Below are 23,221 nucleotides of genomic sequence, written 5' to 3' on the forward strand. Positions count from 1 at the left end.
TGTTCGAATCAGAACGTGCCGGGATAGGCGCCGCCGTCGATCAGGATGTTTTGCCCGGTGATGTAACCGGCTTGCGACGAGCACAGGAACGCGCAGGTCGCTCCGAATTCATCGGGGTGACCGAACCGCTTGGTCGGGTTGGCCGTCCTGATCTCCTCGGTCACGGCGCTGACCTCGCGCGACGAATTTCGGGCCAGCGCCGCCAGATTGGATTTGAGGCGGTCGGTATCGAACGTGCCGGGCAGCAGGTTGTTGATCGTCACGTTGTGCTCGGCGACCGACCGGGCCAGTCCCGCGACAAAACCCGTCAAGCCGGTGCGCGCGCCGTTGGAAAGCGCAAGCATCGCGACCGGCGCTTTCACCGCATGCGAGGTGACATTGACGATGCGACCGAACTTGCGCGCGATCATGCCGTCCAGTGTCGCCTTGATCAGCGCGATCGGCGCCAGCATGTTACCATCGAGCGCCTTGATCCAGTCCTCACGCTCGAATTTGCGGAAATCCCCGGGTGGCGGCCCGCCGGCATTGTTGATGAGAATGTCGGGAGCCGGGCAGGCGGCGAGAATGGTGTCGCGGCCTTCTTTGGTGGTCACGTCGGCAATGACGGTTTTGGGCCGGTTGCCGGTCGCAGACGCGATCTCGTCAGCAGCACTTCCCAGCACCTCGCCGCGGCGCGCGGCGATAACAAGTTTCACGCCCTCGCGAGCAAGCGCCATCGCACTCGCCTTGCCAAGCCCCTGGCTTGCCGCGCACACGATCGCGGTGCGTCCCTTCAATCCGAGATCCATGTGTTCTGTTCCAATCAGGAGTTCGGCAGGGCCATGCCCGCGGGCTTTGAACCCCACATGCAAAAACTGGTCGGCTCAAAGCCGAATTGCCGCGGCCGGTGCGTCGCCTCGTCCTCGATCTCGTCGACGCCGACCGAGTATTCGAAGATCATGCCGTCCGGGCCTTTGAAGTAGAGGAAACGCGCGCCCGAGGTCGGATGCCGGCCGGGGCCGAACACGATCGGCACGCGTCGCTCATTGAGGAAGTAGTAGGAGCGCAGCACGTCGTCGCTGGTCTCGACCTGGTGGTTGATGTGCTGGATGCCGGCCTTCGGCGCCCGCACCAGCGCAATGGTGTGATGGATCGCATTGATGCGCATCAGCGGAATATCGCCGATCCGGTCGCTGACACGGGCGTTGCACACTTGCGTCCAGAACCGCTCATCGCGCGCCGGATCAGTGGAGTTGAGGCCGATATGGCTGAAGCCGGTGATCCCGGCATCGCGGCTGGCAAAATAGCGCCGGCCGCTGCGTTCCGGCCGCGCCACCAGCTCGATGCGATTGCCGGTCGGATCGCGAAAGCCGATGAAGGCTCGCACCTTGCGCCGCTCGGCTTCCTGCGCAGTCCCTGCGTGGACGGCATGCCCGAGTGCTTCCAGCGTGGAGGCCGCCTCCTGCAGGCTCGCCTCGTCCTCGACCTCGAAGCCGACGGTCTGGTCGTCAGGGGCGCCTTCCATGTAGCACAGCGTGTGCGCACGCTCGTCGGAGCGAAGGTACAGGTCCTTCTTGCCGCGCTCGGCAATCTGCAGGCCGAGACAGGCGGTCGCGAAATTCTCGGCCGATTCGAGATCGGGCGAACCGAGGCAGACGTAGCTCACATCCTTCAGCTGGATCATGTTGTTCTCCTGTTCATCGGCCCGGCGCTCAGTTCCGGTACGTCCTTGCTTTCGCTGCCCCAGTCGCAGAGCGACGTGGCGACAAGCGGGAATTGCCGCGCCAGCCGCGGCTTGCCGTCGATTTCAGTCATGCCGTTCACATAGGAGAAGATCAGGCCGTCCGGGCCTTCGACGTGCAGGAACATCTGGCGCGAGGCGGCCTGGCGGCCCGGGCCCTGCACGATCCTGATCTGGCTTTCCTGCATGAAGTAGCTGTTCTGCATGATCTGATCGAGCGCCTCGACTTCGAACGCCGCATAGAGCAGCCCATTGTGGTTCGACGGATAGAGCGCGATGCGGTGGTGCAATCCGTCGATCCGCAAATAGGCGATGTCGCCGACCCAGTCGCTGACCTCGGCGCCGAGTGCGCGCCAGAATGCGAGGTCGCGTGCATGATCGGTGCTGCGAAGGCCGACGCCATGAAACGCGACGATGCCGGCATCGCGCGGCGGAAAATAACGCCGTCCGCTTCGCGTCGGGCGCACTGCCAGATCGATCCGATTGCCTGATGCGTCTTCGGTCAGCAGCGCCGACTGCACGTACCGGCGCTTGCACTCGCTGGCTGATGCCTCGTTCACGACAAAGCCGAGTGCGCGCAATCGCCCGCCGATTTCTGCCAGCGCCGTATCATCCCAGACCTCGATCCCGACGCTGGTGCCATCAGCAAAATTCTGGCCGAGGCTCACCGTGCGAAACCGGTCGTCGGAACGAAAGGCGATCTCGCCATCCTGATCGGCGACGCGCTGCAGGCCGAAAATATCGGACACAAAGCGCGCGCTCGCGCTCGGCTCGCTGACGGCGAGGCGGACGTAGCATACCGATGTGATCAGGGGTGTGGCGCGGCCGTTGTTCATCGCGCCCGCGCCTTCGGATGCTGGGATTCCAGGAAAATCTTGATCATTCGCCGCCACACCGCGAACAGCTCGTCGAACCATTTGGGATCGTTGTCCCAGAGCGTGCGCAGCGCCATGCCGCGCACCAGACTGAGCGTCAGGGCCACGATGTCGGCCGACAGCGAAGGCGACACGCCGCTCGCGGCCAGCGCTTCGGTCCAGGCCGTCTCGACCGGCCGGCGCGCCTTGCGGGAGATGTCCAGGATCTGCTTGCGCACCGCCTGATCGGTCGACGTCGACAGCACGATGTCGATCGCCACCATGAAATGTTCGCTGAAGAAGAACTCGCGCGCGTCCTCGATCACGGCTTCGATCAGATCACGCGGCCGATTGACGGCCGCTGCGCGGCGACGGCTTTGGATCTGCGCCTGCTCGAAGACGTATTCCAGGGTGGCGACCACAAGCGAATCCTTGGTCGGGAAATGATGAAGCTGCGCGCCGCGCGACAGGCCTGCCTCGGCGGCGACGTCAGCGGTCCGAAAGCGGGCGTAGCCGCGCCGGCGAATGAGTTCGGAAGCGGCCTTGAGGATGCGCGTGCGCGTTTCCTCGGTCCGTTCGGCCTGGGTGCGCCGCCGGGCGGTGCCAAGCGGTCGGCGGGCGGTTTTCATTGGGGCAGGGACACGATCTGGACGGTTCGCCATTTCTAGACCTCGATCTGAACCTTCCCGTCGACGATGGTGACGGGATATGTTTTCAATGCGATCTCGCAGGGCATGCCGGTCGGCTCGCCGGTGGTCACGTCAAACGTGCCGAAGTGGAACGTACACTCCACGGTTTTCCCGGTGATGATGCCTTCTTCCGCAAGCGATGCCTCGCCGTGGGTACACATGTCGGCAGTGGCGTAGATCGCGCCGTCGACCCGGTAGAGCGCCACGTTGGAGCCATCGGGCAGCGGCGCCTGCTTGATTTCACCTTCGACCACTTCATTGGCCGCGCAGAGGACGAGTGTTTCAGCCATATCGAGACCTAGAGCATGGTGCTGCCGCCGTTGACGCTGATGACCTGTCCGGTCACGAACGATGCTTCGGCGGAAGCGAGATAGGAAACCATCGAGGCGACTTCCTCCATTTCGGCCGGACGGCCCATGGGAATGACGCTGACGAACTTGGCGGCGAGCGCGGGGTTGCTCTTGGTGATCGCCACCATCTGCGGCGTATTCACCGCGCAGGGCGCCACCGTGTTGACCGTGATGCCGTCCCTGGCGAATTCCCGCGCCATGCCTGTCGTAAGGCCATGAACGCCGCCCTTGGCGGCGTTATAGGCGGCGTGGTCCCACAAGCCGTTGCGGACTGAATCGGCGCCGAGGTTGATAATGCGGCCATAAGCCTGTGCGCGCATCGTGGGAACCGCGTACCAGGAGCACCACAGCACGGTCCACAGATTGCGATCGATGGTGGTTTTCAGCGTTTCCGGCGTTTGCTCGGTGAAGGCCCTGACGATGCCGCCGCCGGCGTTGTTGATGAGGATGTCGAGCCGGCCGAAGCGCTCGCTCGCGAGATTGATGGTCTTCTCCGCCGTGCCCTGATCGGAGAGGTCGCCGGCATGGCTGGTGACCTCGGCGCCGAACTTCTTGCTGAGATGAGCGGCAGCCTGCTTCAGCCCGGCTTCGTCGAGGTCGGCAAGCACGAGCTTGGCGCCGTCCCGCGCCAGCCGCTCGGCGATCGCAAGGCCAATTCCCTTGGCCGCGCCCGTAACGATGGCCACATTATCCCTGAGCTTCTTGTCCATTACCTGCTTTGCTTTCACAGAATGATGCTGACGCGGCCCTGGGCGCGAAGACCTTCGCTGTCCAGCAGGCAGCGCTTCTCCTTGATCCGGAACGTGCCGTTGCCGGGCACCAGACGATACCGGTTGCTGCCGAAATAGGTGTCCGTCACGCCGTCCTTGGTGCGATAGGTGATAAAGGCCGAACTCACCTCGATATCGTCGCCGATAGGCTTTCTGATGCGGACGTTGCTGACGAGGTGTCGCGTCCGCGAATGCGGGAACTCGGCATGCGCGGTTCGTTTCATCAAGCGCTTGACCCGTTCGCTGAGGCGGAAGCGGTCGTCGGCGACATAGAACAGGTTGTTGTCGGGCGAAGCGTCGACGGCCAGATCCGTCGCCGGGACGTAATAAATCGCGTCGTCAGTGAACAGCTCCAGCCATTCCGGCAGCCGCCATTCATCCAGCATTTCGGCTTCGGCAAACAGGAAATCCTCGACGTCGGTGCGGGCTATGGTTTGCATCACGGTTACTCCGTCGCTCATGCCGGCACCCTGAAAATATGCTCGTTCCAGTTTGACCAGAACGCGCGCATCTGCAATTCGTCGTCGTAGGACGGGTTGTCCTTGCCCATGCCTTTCGAAATGTCGTTCCACTGCGCCTCGGCGGAGTTGCGAAAACCGCGTTGGCACTGTTCGAGCGCCTCGACGTCGTCAGGCGTTGCAAAGCCGCCGGGCCCGAGAAATTCGAGGAAGTTGAACAGCCGGTATTTCCGCGCCCATTCGGTCTCTTCCTTGGGGGCCAGCGCCCAGGCGCTGATGTTCATGAAGTCGGGCGCGGCGGGATAATAAGTTCGCACCGTCACGGCCATGATGTCGTTGATCACCAGGTTCGGAAAGATAAACAGATTGCGGTTGAAGGTGGCGATGCGATCGGCGCGTTCCTTGCCGAACCGCTTCACCAGGCCATCATAAAGACGGGTAAGCTCGCGTTTTCCTTCTTCGCCCCATGAGGGGATCCATTGCGCGACGGGGCGGCCCCAGGGCGCCTTGTATTCGAGCACGGCATGGCCTTTGCCGAGATCGCGCGCAGAGCCTTCAAAGGCGACCTGAGCCAGCGCGCCGGTCGCCGACTTGAGATAGTCCAGATAGGTCGCATGCGTCGTCAACGCGTGGTAGCCGTCGATGCTGTTCTCGGTCAGCAGCTTCCAGTTCGCCCGCATCGAATATTCCTGCGTGCCGCCGACGATGGTCATTCCCATCTCGGCCTGATCGCAGATCACATCGAGATACTCCGTCACCGGACCAAGATAGTCCGAGAGACTTTCGACGCCCTTGTCGAAGCAGATGAAATTGAGATCGCGGTAACTCTCGAACCGTGCCACCTGCTGCATGTTGGAGGTCGAGCGCTCCTTGAAATCCTCGGCGTAGGAGGACTCGCCAGGCTGGCTGCGCAGCGTTCCATCGAGCCCAAATACCCAGCCGTGATAGAAGCACTGGAAGGATTTGGCGCTGCCGTGCTTTTCGCGGCAGACCTGCGCACCGCGATGCGGGCAGGTGTTGAGCATCGCCGTGAGATTGCCCTTGCCATCGCGGGCGAAGAGAATGTTTCGGCCGCCGACCGAACGCGTGACAAAATCCCCGGGCTTGGCGAGTTCGGAACTATGGCCGAGGTAGAGCCAGCATTTGTCGAAGATCTGCGCCCGCTCGGCCTCCAGAATATCGGGATCGACAAAGGCCCGGCGCGAAACCTTGAATATTTTCTTGCCTTCATCGATCATGAGCGCGGTATTCATTCGTTGGAACGCGTTCATTGCTGTCTCTCCCTGGAAATTTCTTTGCTTTTCATTTCAAGGCGGCCCGCAGATCGTAGGCGGGCGATTCAAGGTCGGAACGTGACGGCCTCGCGTTCGCCGCGATCACGCGCTTGAGCATGGCCATCTCCTTGGCGGCATTAACCGACAACGCGCCGACCACTTCCGACCCGCGGATCGCCACAACCGAGAATTTTCCAGAACGCTCATCGCCGCGAACGATGTGGTCGCTGTCGAGCATGTCGCCGGCGACCTGGATGTTCAGGTCATATTGGTCGGTCCAGAACCAGGGCGGATCGGTGTATTCCTTTGCCTCGCCGATCATGTTCGCCGCGACCGAAATCGCCTGGTTCTGCGCATTGGCCCAGGTCTCGACGCGGATCGCGCGGCCGTGACATCGGCTCCATTGCAGAGCGGCATCGCCGGCGCAGAATACGCCTGACGCCGCGGTGCGGCCGCAGGCATCGACGGCGATCCCGCCTGCCGAGGGCAGACCAAGCCGTTCCGCGACCGTCGGCACCGGTTCGACGCCGATGCCGATCAGCACCAGATCCGCCTCGACCCCATCGCCATTGCTGAGCTGAACGCCATCAGGCTTACTTCCGGTGACGGTCGCGCCAAAGATGAAGTTGACGCCATGGCTGCGATGCTTCGCGGCGACGATGTCGCTGACGAGCGGCGGGAATGCCCGGGCCAGCAAGCGCGGCTCGCTCTCGATCACCGTAACGCGGCATCCGTTCTTTGCGGCTGCGCAGGCCGCCTCGAGCCCGATCACGCCACCGCCGACGATCACGATCCGGGATTGATGTTGAACGGATTTGCGAAAGCGCAGCGCATCCTCGACGTTGCGCAGGTACTGAATTTCAAGGCCCGGGTTTTCCAGCGCAGCAAGCCGGCGAGGCCGCGTTCCGGTCGCGATCAGCAGGCGGTCGTAGGCGAACGAACGGCCATCGGCTGTGGTAACCGTGCGCCGGTCGGCGTCGCAATCAGTTACTGCCGCACCGGTTTCGAGTCGAACGTTCAGGACGTAGCTCCAATCCCGGGCCTGCTTGATGTAGGCTACCGGCGTGTCCGGGCTGTAGAGCATCGCCTTGGACAATTGCGGCCGCTCGTACGGCGGATGGGGTTCTTCGCCGAGGATGGTGATGGCGCCCTGAAAGCCGCGGGCGCGCAACGCTTCCGCCGCACGGCCGCCGGCCTGGCCCGCTCCTGCAATCACGATGTTTTCGATTGGCGCCGACAATTTCCGCTTTCGCTCCCTGACGCGATCTTGATCGTCGCGTCCTTTCCGCTGGCCGGTTGAGCGAGGTCCGCAAAACCATGCAATTCGTTTCTTTGATTGCATCCATATTAAAAACAGTCCAACCTGCTTGTAAAGTAACATCGCAGGTTCCGCCCGGAGAATGTGGGCGGGGAACTGGTGCGGTGCATGACAATATCGAGGAAGCGCGTTGTGGCCGAGGCCATCGATATCCATACCCATTTCGTTCCCGGCAGCATTCCGCAGCAGGCCGGACGCAATCCGCTCTGGCCCTCAATCGAGCGCAAGGGGGCGGATGGAGCCGCGGTCATGGTCGGCGGCAAGGTGTTCCGCATCATCGATTCCCGAAGCTGGGACGCCGAACGCCGCATCGACGACATGTCGGCCGACGATGTCGACGTGCAGGTCGTTTCGCCAATGCCGGAACTGCTGTCGCACTGGTTTCCGGCCGCGGATGCCGACGCGCTGTGCCGGCATGTCAATGAGGGCATCGCCGAACTCTGCAATGCGAACCCCAGGCAATTCATCGGCATCGGCATGGCGCCCATGCAGGATGCGTCTCTCGCCGTCAAGCGGCTGGAAGAGATCAAATCGCTTGGCCTGCGCGGCATCGAGATCGGCAGCCACATCAACGGTATTCCGCTCGGCGATATCAGGCTGCACGATATCTATGCCGCGGCCGAACAGGCGGGGCTGCTGGTGATGGTCCATCCGCTGCACCCGCTCGGTCTCGACCGCATGGGTGGCCGGCCAGAGCTGGCGGCGGTAGCGGCGTTTCCGCTCGAAACCGCTTTTGCCGCGGTGTCGCTGATGACCAACGGTGTGACCGAGCGTTTCCCAAATCTGCGGATCCTGCTGAGCCATGGCGGCGGCGCGCTGCCCTGGATCCTGCCGCGGCTGCGGCACGCCCGGAGCATCGGACCGCCCTTGGATAGCCTGTTTCCGCGCGATCCCGGCGAGATGGTGAAGTCGTTCTTTTACGACACCATCCTCTATGACGATGTCGCGCTGGACTATCTGGTGACCAAGGTCGGCAAGGACCGCATTGTGGCTGGGTCGGACTATCCGTTCACGATCAAGCAGGATCGGCCGGCGGAGTTTGCCGAGCGGGCGCTGGGCCTCGCGCGTGAAACGTTTATGAGCAATGCGAAGGGCTTGTTGGGTCTCGAGATCTGGGCCCCGGCTTGAAGCGAAATTGAGGGGAGGCTGTTCTGGCTACCTGCTATTCCTATCGTCAATTCTGTTCGCTTGGGCTCCTTCCACCGCGTACGCCGGCAAGGCCGGACCCGCAGGTGCCGCGTGACCGCGTATTGGGACCGTGCGCGCATGGCAAAATCGGTGCATTTTATTTCTATGCGGAGGGCTCGCGCGACGATCCCGCGTTCGGCTTTTGCGACATCGAGGTTTCGATCCAGGCGGTAGCGACCGGAAAGGTGCGGGTCGAACTCTATTGCATCGCCGACGGCTACCAGACCGCACGCGGTGTCGGCGCCAGCCATCCGCTCAAGATCGCGGTGATGGCAAAGGACCGGGTGCTCGCCGTGGCGGCCTGGCATTTCGCCGACGTGATATGCGGCCACGCCGATCCCATGAACTTCGCAACCGATCTTGATATCGCGGATGAATTGTTCGCGCAGATCGACCGGATTGAACTCCAGGAAACCAAAGGCGAATCCAGAGCGTGCGAGTAGAAGGGTAGGCCGTGCTGATGCGTGCCAACGCCGCTACGGGCCCGCGACAAAAGAAACCGGCTAACTTGCTTGTAAGCCAAAAAGTAGTATGCTAGTGTACTGTTAAATTGAGATCCGTTCAAGCGGGCTTAACGGGGAGGGAAGCATGATCCGGAAATTGGGATGGACGGCCGCGGCCGCCGTAATGGCCGTTGCAACGATCGGTGATCTGTCGGCCGCCGAGAAGAAGTACGGGCCCGGCGTCACCGATACCGAGATCAAGCTCGGCCAGACCGTGCCCTATAGCGGGCCGGCATCGGCGTTCTCCAGCTACGGCCGTGTGATGACCGGGTATTTCAAGATGGTCAACGAGGCCGGCGGCATCAACGGCCGCAAGGTCAACCTGATCTCGCTCGATAACGCCTTCAGTCCGCCGAAGGCGATCGAACAGACCCGAAGACTGGTCGAGAATGACGAGGTGCTGGCCGATGTCGGTACCGTCGGCACGACGCCGAATGTCGCGATCCAGAAATATCTGAATGGCGCCAAGGTGCCGCACATCTTCGTGTCTGCCGGTGGCCGGCGTTTCGCCGACCCGCAGAACTTTCCCTGGACCGTGCCGATGTATCCGGGCTTCGAAATGGAGGGGAAAACGTTCGGGCAGTACATCCTGAAGCACAAGCTGGCCGCCAAGGTCGGCGTGCTCTATCAGAATGATGATTACGGCAAGGACTTCCTGGTCGGACTGAAGGCCGCGCTTGGCGACAAGACAAAGATCGTGGCCGAAGTTGCCTACGAGATCACCGAGCCGACCATCGACTCGCAGATCGTGCGCCTGAAGGATTCGGGCGCCGACACGTTGCTGTACTTCTCGACGCCAAAATTCACCGCGCAAGGACTGCGCAAGGTGAAGGAGACGGGCTGGGCGCCGCTCCAGTTCCTTGCCAGCCCGACCAATTCGGTCAAGACGGTGCTGGAGCCGGCCGGTTTCGAAAACGCGCAAGGCATCATCACGACGCAGTTCACCAAGCAGGCTGGTGATCCGGCCTGGGCCAACGACCCCGAGGTGACGGAGTATGTGGACTTCATGAAGAAGTGGGTGCCGAACGACAATCCCGGCGATTTCGTCGCCCTGTCCGGCTACATCAACGTGCAGGGCATCGTCCGGGCGATCACGCAATGTGGAGACGACCTGACACGCGAGAATCTCCTGAAGCAGGCGACCAACATGAAGGGCCAGCGCCATAAAATGATGCTGCCCGGAATTCAGCTCAACACCACGCCGCAGGACTACGCACCCTATGAATCGCTGCGCATGGCAAAGTTCGAAGGCTCTTCGTGGAAGCTGATCGACGAAGCGTCAACATCAGCGTCGGCGAAATAGCGGCATCGATCCCGAAGTAATGCCCGTCAGCGAATCCTGATGAGCCGCTTGCCGGTATTTTCACCGCGATAGAGACCGGCGATCGCTCCCGGCGCGTGTTCGATGCCTTCGAGCACGTCTTCGGAATAGCGCAGTCGTCCATCGCGGATCCACTGGGCCAGACGGGTGACGGCCTCTTCGAACCGGGGCGCGTAGTCGAAGATGACGAAACCCTGCATGCGAGCGCGCTTGACCAGCAGGTGGCGCTCGGCGCGCGGACCGTTGGGCCACGGATTCCAGCTTGACACCGACGCGGTTCCGCAGATCACCACACGGGCGCCGACGGCGAGATGGCGAAGCACGATGTCGCTGATAGCGCCCCCGGTGTTGTCGAAATAGAGGTCGACACCCGCCGGGCAGGCCGCGGCGAGCGCGGTTTCCAGACTGTTGCTCTTGTAATCGATCGCCACGTCGTAGCCGAACAGTTCACGACACTGGGCGACCTTGGCCGGCCCGCCGGCAATCCCGACTGTCCGGCAACCCGACAGTTTTGCGATCTGGCCGACCGCCGACCCCACCGCGCCGGCCGCGGTCGACACCACAACGGTATCGCCGGGGCGCGGCTGGCCAACGTCCAGCAGCCCGAAAAATGCCGTGATCCCGTTGAGACCGGTGACGCCGAGCGAGAGCGAAAGCGGCAGTCCGTCTTCCCCGATCTTTCGTGTGACGGCGGCAGGTCCGACGACGGCGAACTCCTGCCATCCGAACATGCCCATGACCTTGTCGCCCGGCTTGAAGTCGGGATGTGCCGATTGCAGTACCTCGCCGGCGGCGAATGAGCGCATCACTTCGCCGATGCGTACCGGTTCCGAATAATTGGCGACACTGCTGACCCAGCCGCGCATGGCAGGTTCGACCGAAAGGTAAAGGTTCTGCACCAGGATTTGCCCGTCCCGCAGATCGGGAACGTCGGACTCGATGATTTCGAAATGATCGGCCTGGGGAATATCGGCCGGCCGGGATTTCAGGATGACCTGACGATTGCGATTGTTGTTCATGGCCAACGGTTCCTGTTGGAAGGGTATGCGGTGCTCGCACGCGACGAGCTGATGGGCCCACCGATCCGCTTGCATTAGTCCGCAAAGATAGTACGTATGTGTACTATATCGGACAAGGCCCATATGTCGAGGTCGATCCGGAAGGCGATGCCGCCCAAACGCCAACAGGGGAGAGATCAGCTTGAGGGCCAATTTAACGCGGGCTATCGCTGTCGTCGTACTTCTCCTGGCCGCTTGCTTCCCGGCGGCTGCTGCGGAACCCTATCCCTCGCAGCGTATCACCCTGATCGTGCCGTTCCCGCCCGGCAGCGCGACCGACAGCGTAACGCGGCATCTGGCCGAAAGCATTCGTGCAACGACAAACGCGACCGTTGTCGTCGAGAACAAGCCCGGCGCGGACGGCAATCTTGCGGCGCTCGCGGTCCTGAAGGCGGAACCCGACGGCTATACGGCATTTGTGACGACCAATTCGACGCAGGCGGCGAACATCAGCCTGTTCCATTCATTGCCTTACGATCCCAAAGCGGACTTCGCGCCGGTAGCCGGCATCATGACGATACCGATGATGCTGACGGTAAAGGCCGATTTTCCGGCCAGGACCGTTACCGAATTCGTCGCGCTGGCGAAGAAGCGCGAAAAACCCTTGTCCTTTGGCAGCGGCAATACATCGAGCAGGGGCGCGGCCGAGCTATTCAGGTTTCGCCACGCCATCGAAATGCAGCATGTGCCGTATCGCGGCATGCCGCAGGCTCTGACGGACGTGATGGGCGGTCAGATCGATTGTGTCTTCGCTGATCCCGCGAGCGCGCAGGGACTGGTCCAGGACGGCAAACTGAGGGCGTTGGCCGTGACCAGTGCAAAGCGGCTGGAGACGATGCCGGAGCTACCCACCATCGCGGAAAGCGGATTGCCGGGTTACGAATTGACGGCCTGGGTTGGCGTCTTCGTCCGGGCAAAGACGCCAACCGAAATCATCGCAAGGCTCAACACTCTGGTCACCGGCTTCGTCAACAGCGCTGAGGCGAAAAAGTACCTGACCACGATCGGTGCTGCGCCATTTCCCTCGACGCCGCAGGAGCTCGGGGCCTTTCAGGAAGCGGATACCAGGCGCTGGGCCGAGATCGTCGCGACCGCGAAGATCGAAAAGAAGTGAACGGCGCTCAGCTGTTCGTCGACGTGCGCAAATGGCGCTGCGGCGATGGTGAGTTCCCCTGAGTGTATGTATCAGTGAAACGAAACGATCTAGGAACGTTGAAAATGGGAAATCTGTGTGCGGGACGTGTTGCGATCGTGACAGGTGCGGGCCGCGGCCTCGGGCGCGAATACGCGCTGATGCTGGCAGAGCAGGGGGCGAAGGTCGTCGTCAACGATCTCGGCGCCACCGCGGCGGGTGAGGGCGCCGATCTGACGCCGGCGCAGTCGGTGGTCGAGGCGATCAGGGAGGCCGGCGGCGAAGCCATCGTGAACGGCAACGACGTCAGCGATTGGGCCGGCGCGAAGGCGCTGATCGACGAAGCGGTCGGGACTTTTGGACGCCTCGACGTCCTGATCAACAATGCCGGCATTCTGCGGGACCGCATGATGGTCAACATGACCGAGCAGGAATGGGATAGCGTCATCAAGGTGCATTTGAAGGGGACGTTCGCGCCTTCGCACCATGCGGCACAATATTGGCGGCAGGAGGCCAAGCGGCGCGGTTCGCCGGTGAGCGCGCGCCTGATCAATACGTCTTCCGCCTCAGGCCTGTTCGGCAATGTCGGCCAGACCAATTACGGGGCGGCAAAGGCGGGCATCGCCGCCTTCACCATCATCAGCGCGACCGAACTCCGGCAGTATGGAATAACTGTCAACGCCATCGCGCCGCGCGCGCAGACCCGGATGACGGAGGGGTTGCGAGAGCGTACCGAGGAAGAGATCAAGCGGCGCAATCCGCGCTGGGTTGCGCCGATTGTCGTCTGGCTGGCCAGCGAGGAATCCGGCGATGTGACAGGCCGTGTGTTCGAAGCCGGTGACGGAATTCTCAAAGTCGCCGAGGGCTGGCATGCGGGTCCCGGAATAGAGCCGGTCGAGGATCCGAATGAGCTGGGCGCAAAAATTGCCGCGTTGATCAAGCAAGCCCGGCCCAATGCCGACATTTGGGGACGAGACATCGCATCATAGAGCGCCGCGGAGCCGCATCGCTATCGATGCCGTCTGCTCAGCACGTAAAGGGATGAGCGGCTAGGCCGCTCTCTTGCTCTTCCGCGGTTTGCTCTTCTTGCCGACGTCTTCTTCGCTCTCGTCCGGCAGGGCGCTTCCGTCGGACATCGCCAGCAGATTGTGCTTCATCGCCAGCAATGCGTCGGACGCCGCTTCCAATGCCTTGCGGTCAATCCCCTGGGTGAGCTGGGCATTGAATTTGTCGGTCTCCTTGCGAAGTTTTTCCAGGAAGCCGCGCGCCTGTTTGGTGACGAAGACGCGCTTGACGCGGCGATCGACCGGGTCTGCCTGCCGAAGCACGAAGCCGGAAGACTCCAGACGGTCGATCAGCGCTCCCACGCCGACCTTGCCGACGTCGAGCTCATTGGCGAGCTGAGTCTGCGGCAGTCCGTCTTTCCGCGAGATGAAGGCAAGCACCCACCATTGCGACCGCGTGATGCCGAGCGGCGCCAGGGCGCGGTCGAACATCATCCGGCGCAGCCGGGAAACGTCGTGGATGAGGTAGCCTAGTCGGAGATCCCAGTCGGGCCGGTCGACCATGTCGATTTTTTCCTCGTCAGAAGCTGATACCGATTGCGTGTCCATCACCGGCGATTCAACTGATATCATACACAAGCGTATTTTAAAAGGAACGCGCCGCGGCGAACCCGTCCGCGGCGATTCCCGGCTGCGCGTATCCCCAGGAATCCGCTTTATTTGCTGGGAATTGAGCCGGATTGAGCTCCCGGGGACATCCTTGAGTCGGGACGATCGCGATTTACAGATGAAGTACATTAGTGTATTAATTCGGCTTGGCGGCCTGGCTCGGCTGTGATGTAAGCTTCGAATAGCGGGATTTGCCGTTCATGTTCAGCCGTGACGTCCTCAAGGGAAAGCGCATCCTCGTGACCGGCGGCGGCACGGGGCTCGGCAAGGAGATTTCGCTGGGGTTCGCCGCCCACGGCGCACATGTCTTCATCTGCGGCCGCCGGCCGGAAATTCTCGAGCAGGCGGCGGGCGAAATTCGTGCGCGATCGGGCGGGCAGGCCGAGGCGCTGGTCGCCAACGTTCGCGATCCCGACAGCATTGAAAAGATGATGGCGGAAATCTGGGCCACCGGACCTCTCACGGGCCTGGTGAACAACGCCGGCGCCAATTTCCTGGCGCCGACCGAGACGTTGTCGCCACGCGGCTACGAGGCGATCAGGTCGACCATCATGGACGGCTCGTTTTACGCGGCGCAGGGCTGCGGAAGACGCTGGATTGCCGCGGGGCTTCCCGGCGTGATCATCAGCAATCTCGTCACCTGGGTCTGGACCGGATCGGCCTATGTGGTGCCGGCCGCGATGGCCAAGGCGGCGGTGCATGCGATGACGATGTCGCTTGCGGTCGAATGGGGACCGAAGGGCATCCGCGTCAACGCGGTCGCGCCCGGTCCGTTTCCGACCGAGAATGCCTGGGACAAGCTCAATCCGCTGGCGGAGACCGGCGTGGGGGCGACCCAGGCGGACGAAGTTCCGCTGCGCCGGTTCGGCAAGATGGACGAGCTGCGCAATCTCATGATCTTCCTGATGTCGGATGGATGCAGCTACATCACCGGCGATACGATCAGCATCGACGGCGGGCATCACCTGGCGGCGCCAAGCACGTTTGCCGGGCTTTCAAAACTTTCGCCGGACGATTGGCAGCGGGCGCGCGAGGCCATTCAAGCCTCCACGCGCAAGGAAAAGGAAGGCCGGTCAGCCTGACGCCAGGCCGGCGACGAAAAGCCGGTCCATGCTGGCCGCCTCGAATTTCCAAGAAGGTCCGAACGCCCTGGGAGAGACGCAATGGGTCTGGCAATCGCTACCACCAGCTTCGAATGCACGATCGACGGTGGCCTCGCGCATATCGTTCTCAATCAGCCCGAGCGCGGCAACCCGATCGACGGCGACTTCTGCCGTGAGTTCGGCCTTTGCATGGCAGAATTGAGCGAGCGCGACGATGTGCGGTCGGTGCTGATCTCCGCACGCGGAAGGCTGTTCAGTGTCGGCGGCGATCTCGCAGCGCTCGCCTCCCGTGGCGCCGCGCTGCCGGTGACCATCAAGTCCTGGACGGCCGATTTGCATGCCGCCATCGTGCGGATGGTCCGCATGCGTGCGCCGGTCGTCGTGGCCGTGCAAGGCAACGTGGCGGGCGGCAGCGTCTCGCTGATGGCCGCGGGCGATCTGGTGGTGATCGGCAAATCGGCGCGCATTTCCTCCGCATTCGCGAAGATCGGCTTCACACCCGACAGCGGCTCGACGACAACCGTGACGCGGCGCATCGGGGTCGCCCGTGCCCGCCGCTTTTTCCTGCTGGCGGAAACCATGGACGCCGACGCCGCACTGGCGGCTGGCTTGGTCGACTATGTCGTGAACGACGAGGCGGTCGTCGCCGAGGCCGAGAAGATCGCGCGTGAGCTGGCGGCAGGTCCCACGGAAGCCTATGGCGGGATCAAGCGCCTGTTCCTGCAGACGCTCAACCGTTCGATTGAAAGCCAGTTGGAAGACGAGGCGCAAACGCTGGCGGCGATCTCGCGAACGGCGGACGCCCAGGAGGGGGTAAAAGCCTTCAGGGAGAAGCGCAAACCGACATTCGCGGGAAGATAGGTTCTAGATTGGGATGACGCTTCTTCGAATCGTCATTCCAATCTATCTTTTTATTTGAGCATGATCTTTTCGGAAAACCGGTGCCCACTTTTCCGGATCATGCTCTATTGATCCCTGTAGGTCGGATCGCGCTTCTCTCGAAATGCCGCGACAGCCTCCTGGTGGTCGCCGGTTTCAAGCAGCATCACCTGCTGGCGGTCTTCGATCATCAGCGCGGCATCGATGCCGGGCGCGTCGATCAGCGCGTTCAGCGTCTGCTTGGTCAGGCGCAAACCCATCGGCGAGGCGCGGGCCATTTCCGCGGCGAAGGCAAGGCCGGTCTCGAGCAATTTGTCGTCGGCTACGACGTCGCTGACCAACCCCACCGCCTTGGCCCGATCGGCGCCAAGAAACCGCCCGGTCAGCAACAATTCCGACGCCACCGAAAGGCCGATCAGCCGCGGCAACAGATAGCCGGATCCCATGTCGCAGCCGCCGACGCCGACGCGTATGTAGGCGGCGTTCATCCGCGCTGCCGGCGTGGCAAAGCGGACATCGGAGGCCAGCAGCAGCGAAAACCCCGCGCCGCATGCCGCGCCCTGAACAAGTGCGACGATCGGCTGCGGGCAGCTTCGCATCAGGCGGATGATCCGCGAGTAGCGCTGCTGCATGTCGAGCTGCCGCTGCGGACGCCCCGCGCCGGGCGCTGCGAACGCATCGGACCCGAGCTCGGCCCCGGCGCAAAACGCCCGCCCATTACCGCGGAAGATGACAATGCGCGTGCTCAGGCGATCATGAAGCCCCGAAAAGTAGGCGATCAGCTCGTCGGCCATCGCGGGCGTCACGGCATTGAGCGCATCCGGCCGATTGAGGGAGAGGATTTCAATGGCGTCGCGCGCTTCGACGGTGATGGTCGTGAATTTGTCCATGTCGTGCGTTTCCCATTCGCGCCGGGACAGCAGGATGTCACGGTGCGGTGTGGATGGCCATAAGCGGCCGATTGTTCCAATTCGTCTTCGGCCTTGTCCAGGCGCTCAGCAAAGCGCTTGCGAAACAGAATACACCATATCATAATATAGTGTACTAATTTTTGGCGACACGGCAGCCGGCCGCCTGCCGTGCCATCCCTTCGGAGAACACGATGCCGTATCAATCGATTTTCAGGCCGGATCTGTTCAGAGGCAAGACTATCATCATCACCGGCGGCGGCAGCGGTATCGGTCGTTGCACCGCACACGAACTGGTGGCTCTCGGCGCCAATGTCGCGATCCTCGGCCGGACTGCCGAGAAACTGGCGGAGGTGAGGGCGGAGATTGAAGAGGACGGCGGACAGGTGCTGACCCAGGTTTGCGACATCCGCGACGAGACGATGGTGATCGCGGCGATCGACGCCGTGCTCGGTACCTATGGTCGTATCGATGGACTCGTCAACAACGCCGGCGGCCAGTACCGCGCGCCAATGAAGACCATCTCGACCAAAGGCTTTGAAGCGGTGGTGCGCAGCAATCTGACCGGCGGATTCATTTTCATGCGCGAGGTCTACAACCGCTGGATGGAGGCCAATGGCGGGGCCATCGTAAATATCATCGCCGACATCTGGCATGGCTGGCCCGAGTTCGCCCATTCCGGTGCGGCGCGCGGTGGAATGCTGACGCTGACCGAAACCGCGGCGTGCGAATGGTCTTCCTCGGGTGTGCGCGTCAATGCGGTCGCCCCCGGTGGTATCGTGTCCAGCGGGTTCGATACCTACTCGCCGGAAATGCAGAAGAAGCTGCACGATTTCACGGCCGGTGTGCCGCTGCAGCGGTTCGGCACCGAGGCCGAAATCTCGGCGGCGATCGTGTATCTGTTGTCGCCGGCTGCCGCTTACGTCACGGGTTCCTGCATCCGGGTTGACGGGGGCACACCGAATGCGCGCACTACGTGGAAGCTCGAGCCGCATAACCGCAGTGCGCCCTTTGAGGGCTTTCATCGCTCGAGGCTTCCGGAGGCGTTGAAGAAAGCGCCATGACGCCTGTTGGGCAGCGTCAATAAGAGATCGTACGCGTACGTACGAATACAAAAAGGCGAGGAAACGAGATGGCGGGACTCTATTTCCAACAATTTTCTGTCGGGCAAACCTTCGTCCACGAGATCAGGCGAACGGTCACCGACATGGACAACATCCTGTTCTCGTCGCTGACCTATAATCCGGCGGCGGTGCACATCGATCACGAGTACGCCAAATCGACCGAATTCGGCAAACCGCTGATGAATTCGATCTTCACCCTCGGCCTGGTCATCGGCCTGTCGGTGCAGGACACCACCCTGGGCACGACGGTCGGAAATCTCGGGATGGAAGACACGAAATTTCCGCGCCCGGTCTTTGCCGGTGATACGATCAGAGCGGAAACCAAAATCCTGGCGGTGCGCGAGAGCAAGTCGCGCCCGACCCAGGGTATCGTCACGTTCGAACATCGCGGCTTCAACCAGCACAATGAGGAAATCGCCTATTGCCGCCGCATAGGCCTGATGATGAGGCGTCCCGCATGAGATTGCGCTCCCTTCTGTTCGTGCCCGGAGACAGCGAACATAAATTCGCAAAGGCATCCGGCATCGGCGCCGACGCACTGATCCTCGATCTCGAAGATGCCGTGGCGCCGCCGCGCAAGACGCTGGCGCGCGAGATGGTGAAAAACCTGCTTGCCGGCCCGCCGCGCGACTGGGCGTTTCTGGTGCGCATCAATCCGCTCGGCAGCGGGCTGACGCTCGAAGACCTCGCGGCGATTGTCCGTCCCGGCCTCGACGGCATCCTGATCCCGAAGGTCAACGGCATGCAGGATATCGAACTGATTTCGAATTATGTCGACGTGCTCGAGGTCGCCACCGGCGTCACGCCGGGTCATGTGAAGTTACTGGTGGTTGCGACCGAGACGCCGGCTGCGATGATCGGCTTTGCAAGCTACGCAACACCGAGCCGGCGCCTCGTCGCCATGACATGGGGCGCCGAGGATCTGGGCGCGGCGCTTGGCGCACTCTCCAACAAGGAGGCCGACGGAAGCTGGACGTTTCCCTATCAGGTAGCGCGGGCGCAATGCCTGTTTGCGGCGGGCGCCGCGGGGGTCATGGCGCTCGATACGCTCTATGGGGATTTTAAAGATCAGGAGGGATTGGCGGAAAGCTGCCGGATCGCACGCCGCGACGGCTTTGTCGGCAAGATCGCCATTCACCCCGTTCAGGTCGCGACGATCAATCAATGCTTCACGCCGTCGGAGGCCGATCTGGCGCATGCGCGCCGCGTGGTGGCGGCCTTCGCGGCGCAGCCTGATGCGGGAACGCTCGGCATCGACGGCAAGATGTACGACATGCCGCATCTGATCGCGGCCAAGCGCGCGCTCGCCTCGGCCGGGGAGGACGTCACATGAGTGCATTGGCCAACGAGTTCGAGCCGGGAGACGATCAGGCGGCCATTCGCGAGGGCGTGCGCTCAGTCGTCACCCGCTTCGGCGACGACTACTGGCTGGCGCGCGACGAGGACGGCAAGTTTCCGTTCGAGTTTCATCGCGCGATGGCCGACGCCGGCTGGCTCGGGATCACCATGCCGGAAGAATATGGCGGCGCCGGCCTCGGCGTGACCGAGGCCGCGATCATGATGCATGAAGTCGCCAGCCATGGCGGCGGCATGTCGGCGACCTCGGCGGTGCACATCAATTTGTTCGGGCCGCATCCGATCGTCGTCAAGGGCACGCCGGAGCAGAAGGCGCGCTGGGTACCGCGGCTGGTTGCCGGCGAAGATCAGTGCTGCTTCGGCTTTACCGAGCCGGATGCCGGGCTGAACACGACCCGGATCAAGACTTTTGCGCAAAAGGTCCCCGGTGGCTATCTCGTGCAAGGCCAGAAGGTCTGGACCTCGACCGCGCAGGTCGCGAACAAGATCATGCTGCTGACGCGGACGACCAAATATGAGGATTGCGCGCGGCCGACCGACGGCATCACGATCTTCTACACCGACCTCGACCGGTCCAAGATCGACGTTCATCGCATTCCAAAAATGGGCCGCAAGTCGGTCGATTCCAACGCCATCTTCATCGACGGCCTATTCATTCCGGAAGCCGACCGGATCGGCGAGGAGGGCAAGGGCTTTTCCTACATCCTGCACAGCCTCAACCCCGAGCGCATCCTGATTGCGGTCGAAGCGATCGGGATCGGCCAGGACGCGCTACGCCGGGCAGCAAAATACGCGAGGGAGCGCGTGGTGTTCGACCGGCCGATCGGCCAGAACCAGGGCATCCAGCATCCGCTGGCGGAAAACTGGATGTATCTGGAATCAGCCTGGCAGATGGCGATGCGCGCCGCCTGGCTCTACGATCACGACAGACCCTGTGGCGCCGAAGCCAACGCCGCCAAATTCCTCGGCGCGCGCGCCGGCCACGACGCGGCGTGGCAGGCGATCATGACCCATGGCGGCTTTGGATACGCCAAGGAGTATCACGTCGAGCGCCTGTTCCGCGAAGTCTCGATCACGCGGCTGGCCCCGATCACCGAACAGTTGATCCTCAGTTTTATTGCCGAGAAGGTGCTGGAATTGCCGAAGAGCTATTGAGGATTGCTTGGCCTCACCATGAGGGTTTAGGACTTCATCCTGAGAGTCTGACCGAAAGAGCGTTCAACATTTTCGTCATGGCCGGGCTTGACCCGGCCATCCACGTCTTTCTTACCTAATGGAAGCCAAGACGTGGATGCCCGGCACAAGGCCGGGCATGACGACGTTCCAATAGAACGGCTGGCTCACAGATTGCGTGAAATCAGCTCACGCATGATTTCCGATGTGCCGCCGTAAATTCGCAAGACGCGCGCGTCGGCATAGAGGCGGCAAATTTCATACTCGCGCATAAAGCCGTAACCGCCGAAGAATTGCAGGCATTGGTCGACAAGCCGGCCATGCATTTCGGTGATCCAGAGTTTTGCCGTCGACGCCGCGTAGGTCGTCAATTCGTGATTGATGTGGTCGTGAAGGCACTGGTCGGCATAGGCCCAGCCCACCGCAAGATCGGATTTCAGGTCGGCCAGTTTGAACCGCGTGTTCTGGAAGCTGCCGATCGGCGATCCAAAGGCGTTGCGCTGCTGCACGTAGTCCTTGGCAAGATCGAAGGCCTTCTGTGCGGCGGCGATCGAATGCAGCGCAATGGTCAAACGCTCCTGCGGCAGCTCGCTCATCAGCGCGCCCATCGCGCCACCTTCCGCTCCCAATAAATTGGTCACCGGGACGCGCACGTTGTCGAAGAACAGTTCTGACGTATCGGAGGAGAGGTGTCCGAGTTTTTCGAGGTTGCGGCCGTGGCGGAAGCCGGGACGGTCGGTCTCGACAAGAACCAGACTCATTCCACGTGAACCACCTTCCGGGTTGGTCCTGACAACGACGATGACGAGGTCGCACATCTGCCCGTTCGAGATGAAGGTCTTCTGGCCCGAGATCACAAACTCGTCGCCATCGCGTAACGCGCGGGTGCGGATGCCCTGCAGGTCGCTGCCGGTGCCGGGCTCGGTCATCGCGATGGCGCAGACGGTTTCGCCCGTCACCATGCGCGGCAGCCATTTCTTCTTCTGTTCGGGGGTGCCGTAACTGAGCAGGTACCCGCAGCAGACATCGTTGTGCACGGAGAAGTCGGTGGCAGGGCCTGCGAAGCCGGAATAGCTCAATTCCTCGATCACGACCGCATTGTGCCGGAAGTCGCCGCCGGCGCCGCCGAACTCTTCGGGGACCTGCGGGCAGAGCAGGCCGGCCGCGCCGCCGGCGCCCCAGAGCGACCTGTCGATGATGCCGGCTTCTTCCCATCGCGCGAAATCCGGCGCGATCTTTGATGCCGCGAAGCGCCGCACCGTTTCCCTGAACTGGTTGTGTTCTTCGTCGTAAACCCTGCGATGAGGTAGCATCGGGGCCTCCCATTGATTGCTGCTAGCGATGCGGCCGCCGCATCATTCCGATCGATGAAGCGTGTCAGAACGCGACCTTGTCGCCGCCCTTGAGCTCAAGGATCTCGCGTGCCTCGTCGGCCGTCGCGACCTCCAGTCCCAGCCCTTCGATGATCTTTCGAACCTGCGTCACCTGGTCTGCGTTTGACGCCGCGAGCTGACCGGCGCCGATCCACAGGCTGTCTTCCAGGCCGACCCGCACATTGCCGCCGATGGCCGCTGCAATCGCCGCGACCGGCATTTGTGCGCGCCCGGCGCCGAGCACCGACCAGCGATAATTGTCGCCGAACAGGCGATCGGCGGTGCGCTTCATATGCATGACGTCTTCCTGATGCGCGCCGATGCCGCCGAGCAAACCAAAGACCGTCTGGATGAACAGCGGCGCTTTCACCAGACCCTCGGTCCAGAAGTAATGCAGATTGTAGAGATGACTGGTGTCGTAACACTCGAACTCATAGCGCGCGCCGGTCGAGTTGAGCGTTTCCAGCGCGTAACGGATATCCTTGAAGGAATTGCGGAAGACGAGGTCATGGGAGCCTTCCAGCATCGCGGGCTCCCAGTCGTGCTTGAACTGCTTGTATCGCCTGAGCATCGGGAACAGGCCGAAATTCATCGAGCCCATGTTCAGGCTTGCGACCTCCGGCTTCCAGACCGCCGCGGGCTTGATCCGCTCTTCGACGGTCATATAGGGCGAGCCGCCGGTCGTCAGATTCACCACCACGTCGGATCGCTGCTTGATGACACGAAGAAACGGCTCGAAGGCTTCCGGTGACTGGTCCGGCCGGCCGTCCATCGGATTGCGGGCGTGAAGGTGCACGATCGCGGCGCCTGCCTCAGCCGCCCCCAGCGCGGATTCCGCGATCTCCGCGGCCGTCACCGGCAGGTGAGGCGACATCGAGGGCGTATGGATCGATCCCGTGATTGCGCAGGAAATGATGACCTTACGTGCCGGCACGGTGTTTTCCTCTTGCGATGCGCGTTCAGCCGATGCGAGGTGAGGGCATCAGCGAACGCGAGT

General features: G+C 62.3%; 25 protein-coding genes. 11 read left to right on the forward strand and 14 right to left on the reverse strand.

Annotated elements, in window-relative coordinates:
- Window positions 1–8 precede the first annotated feature (8 nt).
- Genes JQ567_RS05560 through JQ567_RS05600 form a run of 9 tightly spaced genes read right to left on the reverse strand, consistent with a single transcriptional unit; the run spans window position 9 to window position 7,355 of the window.
- On the reverse strand, window positions 9–788 hold the full coding sequence (locus JQ567_RS05560) for an SDR family oxidoreductase (protein ID WP_212437852.1): 780 nt from the start codon (window positions 786–788) through the stop codon (window positions 9–11).
- 14 nt (window positions 789–802) lie between these two features.
- Window positions 803–1,663 (reverse strand): VOC family protein, encoded by an 861-nt coding sequence (locus JQ567_RS05565; protein WP_212437853.1) that lies wholly within the window; start codon window positions 1,661–1,663, stop codon window positions 803–805.
- A complete protein-coding gene (locus JQ567_RS05570) occupies window positions 1,660–2,556 on the reverse strand; it encodes a VOC family protein (protein WP_212437854.1) in 897 nt (298 codons plus the stop codon). Before JQ567_RS05570 ends, JQ567_RS05565 begins: the two co-directional genes overlap by 4 nt.
- A complete protein-coding gene (locus JQ567_RS05575; RefSeq protein ID WP_212437855.1) occupies window positions 2,553–3,203 on the reverse strand; it encodes a TetR/AcrR family transcriptional regulator in 651 nt (216 codons plus the stop codon). Before JQ567_RS05575 ends, JQ567_RS05570 begins: the two co-directional genes overlap by 4 nt.
- Before the next feature lie 35 nt (window positions 3,204–3,238).
- Entirely contained in the window at window positions 3,239–3,553 is a 315-nt protein-coding gene (locus tag JQ567_RS05580) for a non-heme iron oxygenase ferredoxin subunit (protein WP_212437856.1), read from the reverse strand.
- Window positions 3,554–3,561: 8 nt separating this feature from the next.
- Entirely contained in the window at window positions 3,562–4,323 is a 762-nt protein-coding gene (locus JQ567_RS05585) for an SDR family oxidoreductase (RefSeq protein WP_212437857.1), read from the reverse strand.
- Window positions 4,324–4,337: 14 nt separating this feature from the next.
- Window positions 4,338–4,823 (reverse strand): aromatic-ring-hydroxylating dioxygenase subunit beta, encoded by a 486-nt coding sequence (locus JQ567_RS05590; protein ID WP_212437858.1) that lies wholly within the window; start codon window positions 4,821–4,823, stop codon window positions 4,338–4,340.
- 17 nt (window positions 4,824–4,840) lie between these two features.
- Window positions 4,841–6,112 (reverse strand): Rieske 2Fe-2S domain-containing protein, encoded by a 1,272-nt coding sequence (locus tag JQ567_RS05595; RefSeq protein WP_212437859.1) that lies wholly within the window; start codon window positions 6,110–6,112, stop codon window positions 4,841–4,843.
- 31 nt (window positions 6,113–6,143) lie between these two features.
- The gene (locus JQ567_RS05600; RefSeq protein ID WP_212437860.1) at window positions 6,144–7,355 is read right to left on the reverse strand and encodes an NAD(P)/FAD-dependent oxidoreductase; all 1,212 of its coding nucleotides are present in this window, start codon (window positions 7,353–7,355) and stop codon (window positions 6,144–6,146) included.
- A gap of 186 nt (window positions 7,356–7,541) precedes the next feature.
- Here JQ567_RS05600 and JQ567_RS05605 point away from each other — a divergent pair, with 186 nt between their 5' ends.
- From JQ567_RS05605 to JQ567_RS05615, 3 genes are all read left to right on the forward strand, one after another.
- A complete protein-coding gene (locus JQ567_RS05605) occupies window positions 7,542–8,561 on the forward strand; it encodes an amidohydrolase family protein (protein ID WP_212437861.1) in 1,020 nt (339 codons plus the stop codon).
- Window positions 8,562–8,665: 104 nt separating this feature from the next.
- Window positions 8,666–9,064: a hypothetical protein gene (locus JQ567_RS05610; RefSeq protein WP_212437862.1), complete on the forward strand. Its 399-nt coding sequence runs from the start codon at window positions 8,666–8,668 to the stop codon at window positions 9,062–9,064.
- Window positions 9,065–9,209: 145 nt separating this feature from the next.
- Window positions 9,210–10,427: an ABC transporter substrate-binding protein gene (locus tag JQ567_RS05615; RefSeq protein ID WP_212437863.1), complete on the forward strand. Its 1,218-nt coding sequence runs from the start codon at window positions 9,210–9,212 to the stop codon at window positions 10,425–10,427.
- Window positions 10,428–10,453: 26 nt separating this feature from the next.
- On the opposite strand, the gene JQ567_RS05620 is transcribed toward JQ567_RS05615, so the two are convergent.
- Window positions 10,454–11,464 (reverse strand): NADP-dependent oxidoreductase, encoded by a 1,011-nt coding sequence (locus JQ567_RS05620; protein ID WP_212437864.1) that lies wholly within the window; start codon window positions 11,462–11,464, stop codon window positions 10,454–10,456.
- 181 nt (window positions 11,465–11,645) lie between these two features.
- Between JQ567_RS05620 and JQ567_RS05625 the strand changes: the two genes are divergently transcribed.
- Window positions 11,646–12,617 (forward strand): tripartite tricarboxylate transporter substrate binding protein, encoded by a 972-nt coding sequence (locus JQ567_RS05625; protein ID WP_212437865.1) that lies wholly within the window; start codon window positions 11,646–11,648, stop codon window positions 12,615–12,617.
- Between the two features lie 104 nt (window positions 12,618–12,721).
- The gene (locus tag JQ567_RS05630; protein WP_212437866.1) at window positions 12,722–13,624 is read left to right on the forward strand and encodes an SDR family oxidoreductase; all 903 of its coding nucleotides are present in this window, start codon (window positions 12,722–12,724) and stop codon (window positions 13,622–13,624) included.
- Window positions 13,625–13,684: 60 nt separating this feature from the next.
- On the opposite strand, the gene JQ567_RS05635 is transcribed toward JQ567_RS05630, so the two are convergent.
- Entirely contained in the window at window positions 13,685–14,248 is a 564-nt protein-coding gene (locus JQ567_RS05635; RefSeq protein ID WP_212437867.1) for a MarR family winged helix-turn-helix transcriptional regulator, read from the reverse strand.
- A 260-nt stretch (window positions 14,249–14,508) separates the two neighbouring features.
- Between JQ567_RS05635 and JQ567_RS05640 the strand changes: the two genes are divergently transcribed.
- Both JQ567_RS05640 and JQ567_RS05645 read left to right on the forward strand, forming a co-directional pair.
- Window positions 14,509–15,390 carry an SDR family oxidoreductase gene (locus JQ567_RS05640; RefSeq protein ID WP_212268836.1) on the forward strand — a complete coding sequence of 294 codons (882 nt, stop codon included), beginning with the start codon at window positions 14,509–14,511 and terminating at the stop codon, window positions 15,388–15,390.
- An 81-nt stretch (window positions 15,391–15,471) separates the two neighbouring features.
- Window positions 15,472–16,272 carry an enoyl-CoA hydratase/isomerase family protein gene (locus JQ567_RS05645; RefSeq protein WP_212437868.1) on the forward strand — a complete coding sequence of 267 codons (801 nt, stop codon included), beginning with the start codon at window positions 15,472–15,474 and terminating at the stop codon, window positions 16,270–16,272.
- Between the two features lie 104 nt (window positions 16,273–16,376).
- Here the strand turns inward: JQ567_RS05645 and JQ567_RS05650 are convergent, their stop codons facing one another.
- A complete protein-coding gene (locus JQ567_RS05650) occupies window positions 16,377–17,180 on the reverse strand; it encodes an enoyl-CoA hydratase/isomerase family protein (protein WP_212437869.1) in 804 nt (267 codons plus the stop codon).
- A 212-nt stretch (window positions 17,181–17,392) separates the two neighbouring features.
- On the opposite strand from JQ567_RS05650, the gene JQ567_RS05655 reads away from it, so the two are divergent.
- From JQ567_RS05655 to JQ567_RS05670, 4 genes are all read left to right on the forward strand, one after another.
- A complete protein-coding gene (locus JQ567_RS05655; protein WP_212437870.1) occupies window positions 17,393–18,262 on the forward strand; it encodes an SDR family oxidoreductase in 870 nt (289 codons plus the stop codon).
- Window positions 18,263–18,330: 68 nt separating this feature from the next.
- Window positions 18,331–18,783: a MaoC family dehydratase gene (locus JQ567_RS05660; RefSeq protein ID WP_212437871.1), complete on the forward strand. Its 453-nt coding sequence runs from the start codon at window positions 18,331–18,333 to the stop codon at window positions 18,781–18,783.
- Entirely contained in the window at window positions 18,780–19,655 is an 876-nt protein-coding gene (locus JQ567_RS05665) for a CoA ester lyase (protein ID WP_212437872.1), read from the forward strand. The genes JQ567_RS05660 and JQ567_RS05665 overlap by 4 nt, the downstream gene beginning before the upstream one ends.
- On the forward strand, window positions 19,652–20,833 hold the full coding sequence (locus JQ567_RS05670; RefSeq protein WP_212437873.1) for an acyl-CoA dehydrogenase family protein: 1,182 nt from the start codon (window positions 19,652–19,654) through the stop codon (window positions 20,831–20,833). The genes JQ567_RS05665 and JQ567_RS05670 overlap by 4 nt, the downstream gene beginning before the upstream one ends.
- Window positions 20,834–21,018: 185 nt before the next feature.
- On the opposite strand, the gene JQ567_RS05675 is transcribed toward JQ567_RS05670, so the two are convergent.
- Both JQ567_RS05675 and JQ567_RS05680 read right to left on the reverse strand, forming a co-directional pair.
- Window positions 21,019–22,164, reverse strand: a complete 1,146-nt coding sequence (locus JQ567_RS05675) for an acyl-CoA dehydrogenase family protein (protein WP_212437874.1) — start codon at window positions 22,162–22,164, stop codon at window positions 21,019–21,021.
- A gap of 64 nt (window positions 22,165–22,228) precedes the next feature.
- Window positions 22,229–23,158 (reverse strand): 3-keto-5-aminohexanoate cleavage protein, encoded by a 930-nt coding sequence (locus JQ567_RS05680; RefSeq protein ID WP_212437875.1) that lies wholly within the window; start codon window positions 23,156–23,158, stop codon window positions 22,229–22,231.
- Window positions 23,159–23,221: the final 63 nt, after the last annotated feature.

Origin of the sequence: Bradyrhizobium sp. AUGA SZCCT0431, from assembly GCF_018131065.1 — a bacterium.
GTDB lineage: Bacteria > Pseudomonadota > Alphaproteobacteria > Rhizobiales > Xanthobacteraceae > Bradyrhizobium.

Bases quoted from the DNA above. Each gene is read 5' to 3' on its own strand.
- JQ567_RS05560 (WP_212437852.1), bottom strand. From the start codon at position 788: ATGGATCTCGGATTGAAGGGACGCACCGCGATCGTGTGCGCGGCAAGC.
- JQ567_RS05565 (WP_212437853.1), bottom strand. From the start codon at position 1,663: ATGATCCAGCTGAAGGATGTGAGCTACGTCTGCCTCGGTTCGCCCGAT.
- JQ567_RS05570 (WP_212437854.1), bottom strand. From the start codon at position 2,556: ATGAACAACGGCCGCGCCACACCCCTGATCACATCGGTATGCTACGTC.
- JQ567_RS05575 (WP_212437855.1), bottom strand. From the start codon at position 3,203: ATGAAAACCGCCCGCCGACCGCTTGGCACCGCCCGGCGGCGCACCCAG.
- JQ567_RS05580 (WP_212437856.1), bottom strand. From the start codon at position 3,553: ATGGCTGAAACACTCGTCCTCTGCGCGGCCAATGAAGTGGTCGAAGGT.
- JQ567_RS05585 (WP_212437857.1), bottom strand. From the start codon at position 4,323: ATGGACAAGAAGCTCAGGGATAATGTGGCCATCGTTACGGGCGCGGCC.
- JQ567_RS05590 (WP_212437858.1), bottom strand. From the start codon at position 4,823: ATGCAAACCATAGCCCGCACCGACGTCGAGGATTTCCTGTTTGCCGAA.
- JQ567_RS05595 (WP_212437859.1), bottom strand. From the start codon at position 6,112: ATGAACGCGTTCCAACGAATGAATACCGCGCTCATGATCGATGAAGGC.
- JQ567_RS05605 (WP_212437861.1), top strand. From the start codon at position 7,542: ATGACAATATCGAGGAAGCGCGTTGTGGCCGAGGCCATCGATATCCAT.
- JQ567_RS05615 (WP_212437863.1), top strand. From the start codon at position 9,210: ATGATCCGGAAATTGGGATGGACGGCCGCGGCCGCCGTAATGGCCGTT.
- JQ567_RS05620 (WP_212437864.1), bottom strand. From the start codon at position 11,464: ATGAACAACAATCGCAATCGTCAGGTCATCCTGAAATCCCGGCCGGCC.
- JQ567_RS05630 (WP_212437866.1), top strand. From the start codon at position 12,722: ATGGGAAATCTGTGTGCGGGACGTGTTGCGATCGTGACAGGTGCGGGC.
- JQ567_RS05635 (WP_212437867.1), bottom strand. From the start codon at position 14,248: ATGGACACGCAATCGGTATCAGCTTCTGACGAGGAAAAAATCGACATG.
- JQ567_RS05640 (WP_212268836.1), top strand. From the start codon at position 14,509: ATGTTCAGCCGTGACGTCCTCAAGGGAAAGCGCATCCTCGTGACCGGC.
- JQ567_RS05645 (WP_212437868.1), top strand. From the start codon at position 15,472: ATGGGTCTGGCAATCGCTACCACCAGCTTCGAATGCACGATCGACGGT.
- JQ567_RS05650 (WP_212437869.1), bottom strand. From the start codon at position 17,180: ATGGACAAATTCACGACCATCACCGTCGAAGCGCGCGACGCCATTGAA.
- JQ567_RS05655 (WP_212437870.1), top strand. From the start codon at position 17,393: ATGCCGTATCAATCGATTTTCAGGCCGGATCTGTTCAGAGGCAAGACT.
- JQ567_RS05660 (WP_212437871.1), top strand. From the start codon at position 18,331: ATGGCGGGACTCTATTTCCAACAATTTTCTGTCGGGCAAACCTTCGTC.
- JQ567_RS05665 (WP_212437872.1), top strand. From the start codon at position 18,780: ATGAGATTGCGCTCCCTTCTGTTCGTGCCCGGAGACAGCGAACATAAA.
- JQ567_RS05670 (WP_212437873.1), top strand. From the start codon at position 19,652: ATGAGTGCATTGGCCAACGAGTTCGAGCCGGGAGACGATCAGGCGGCC.
- JQ567_RS05675 (WP_212437874.1), bottom strand. From the start codon at position 22,164: ATGCTACCTCATCGCAGGGTTTACGACGAAGAACACAACCAGTTCAGG.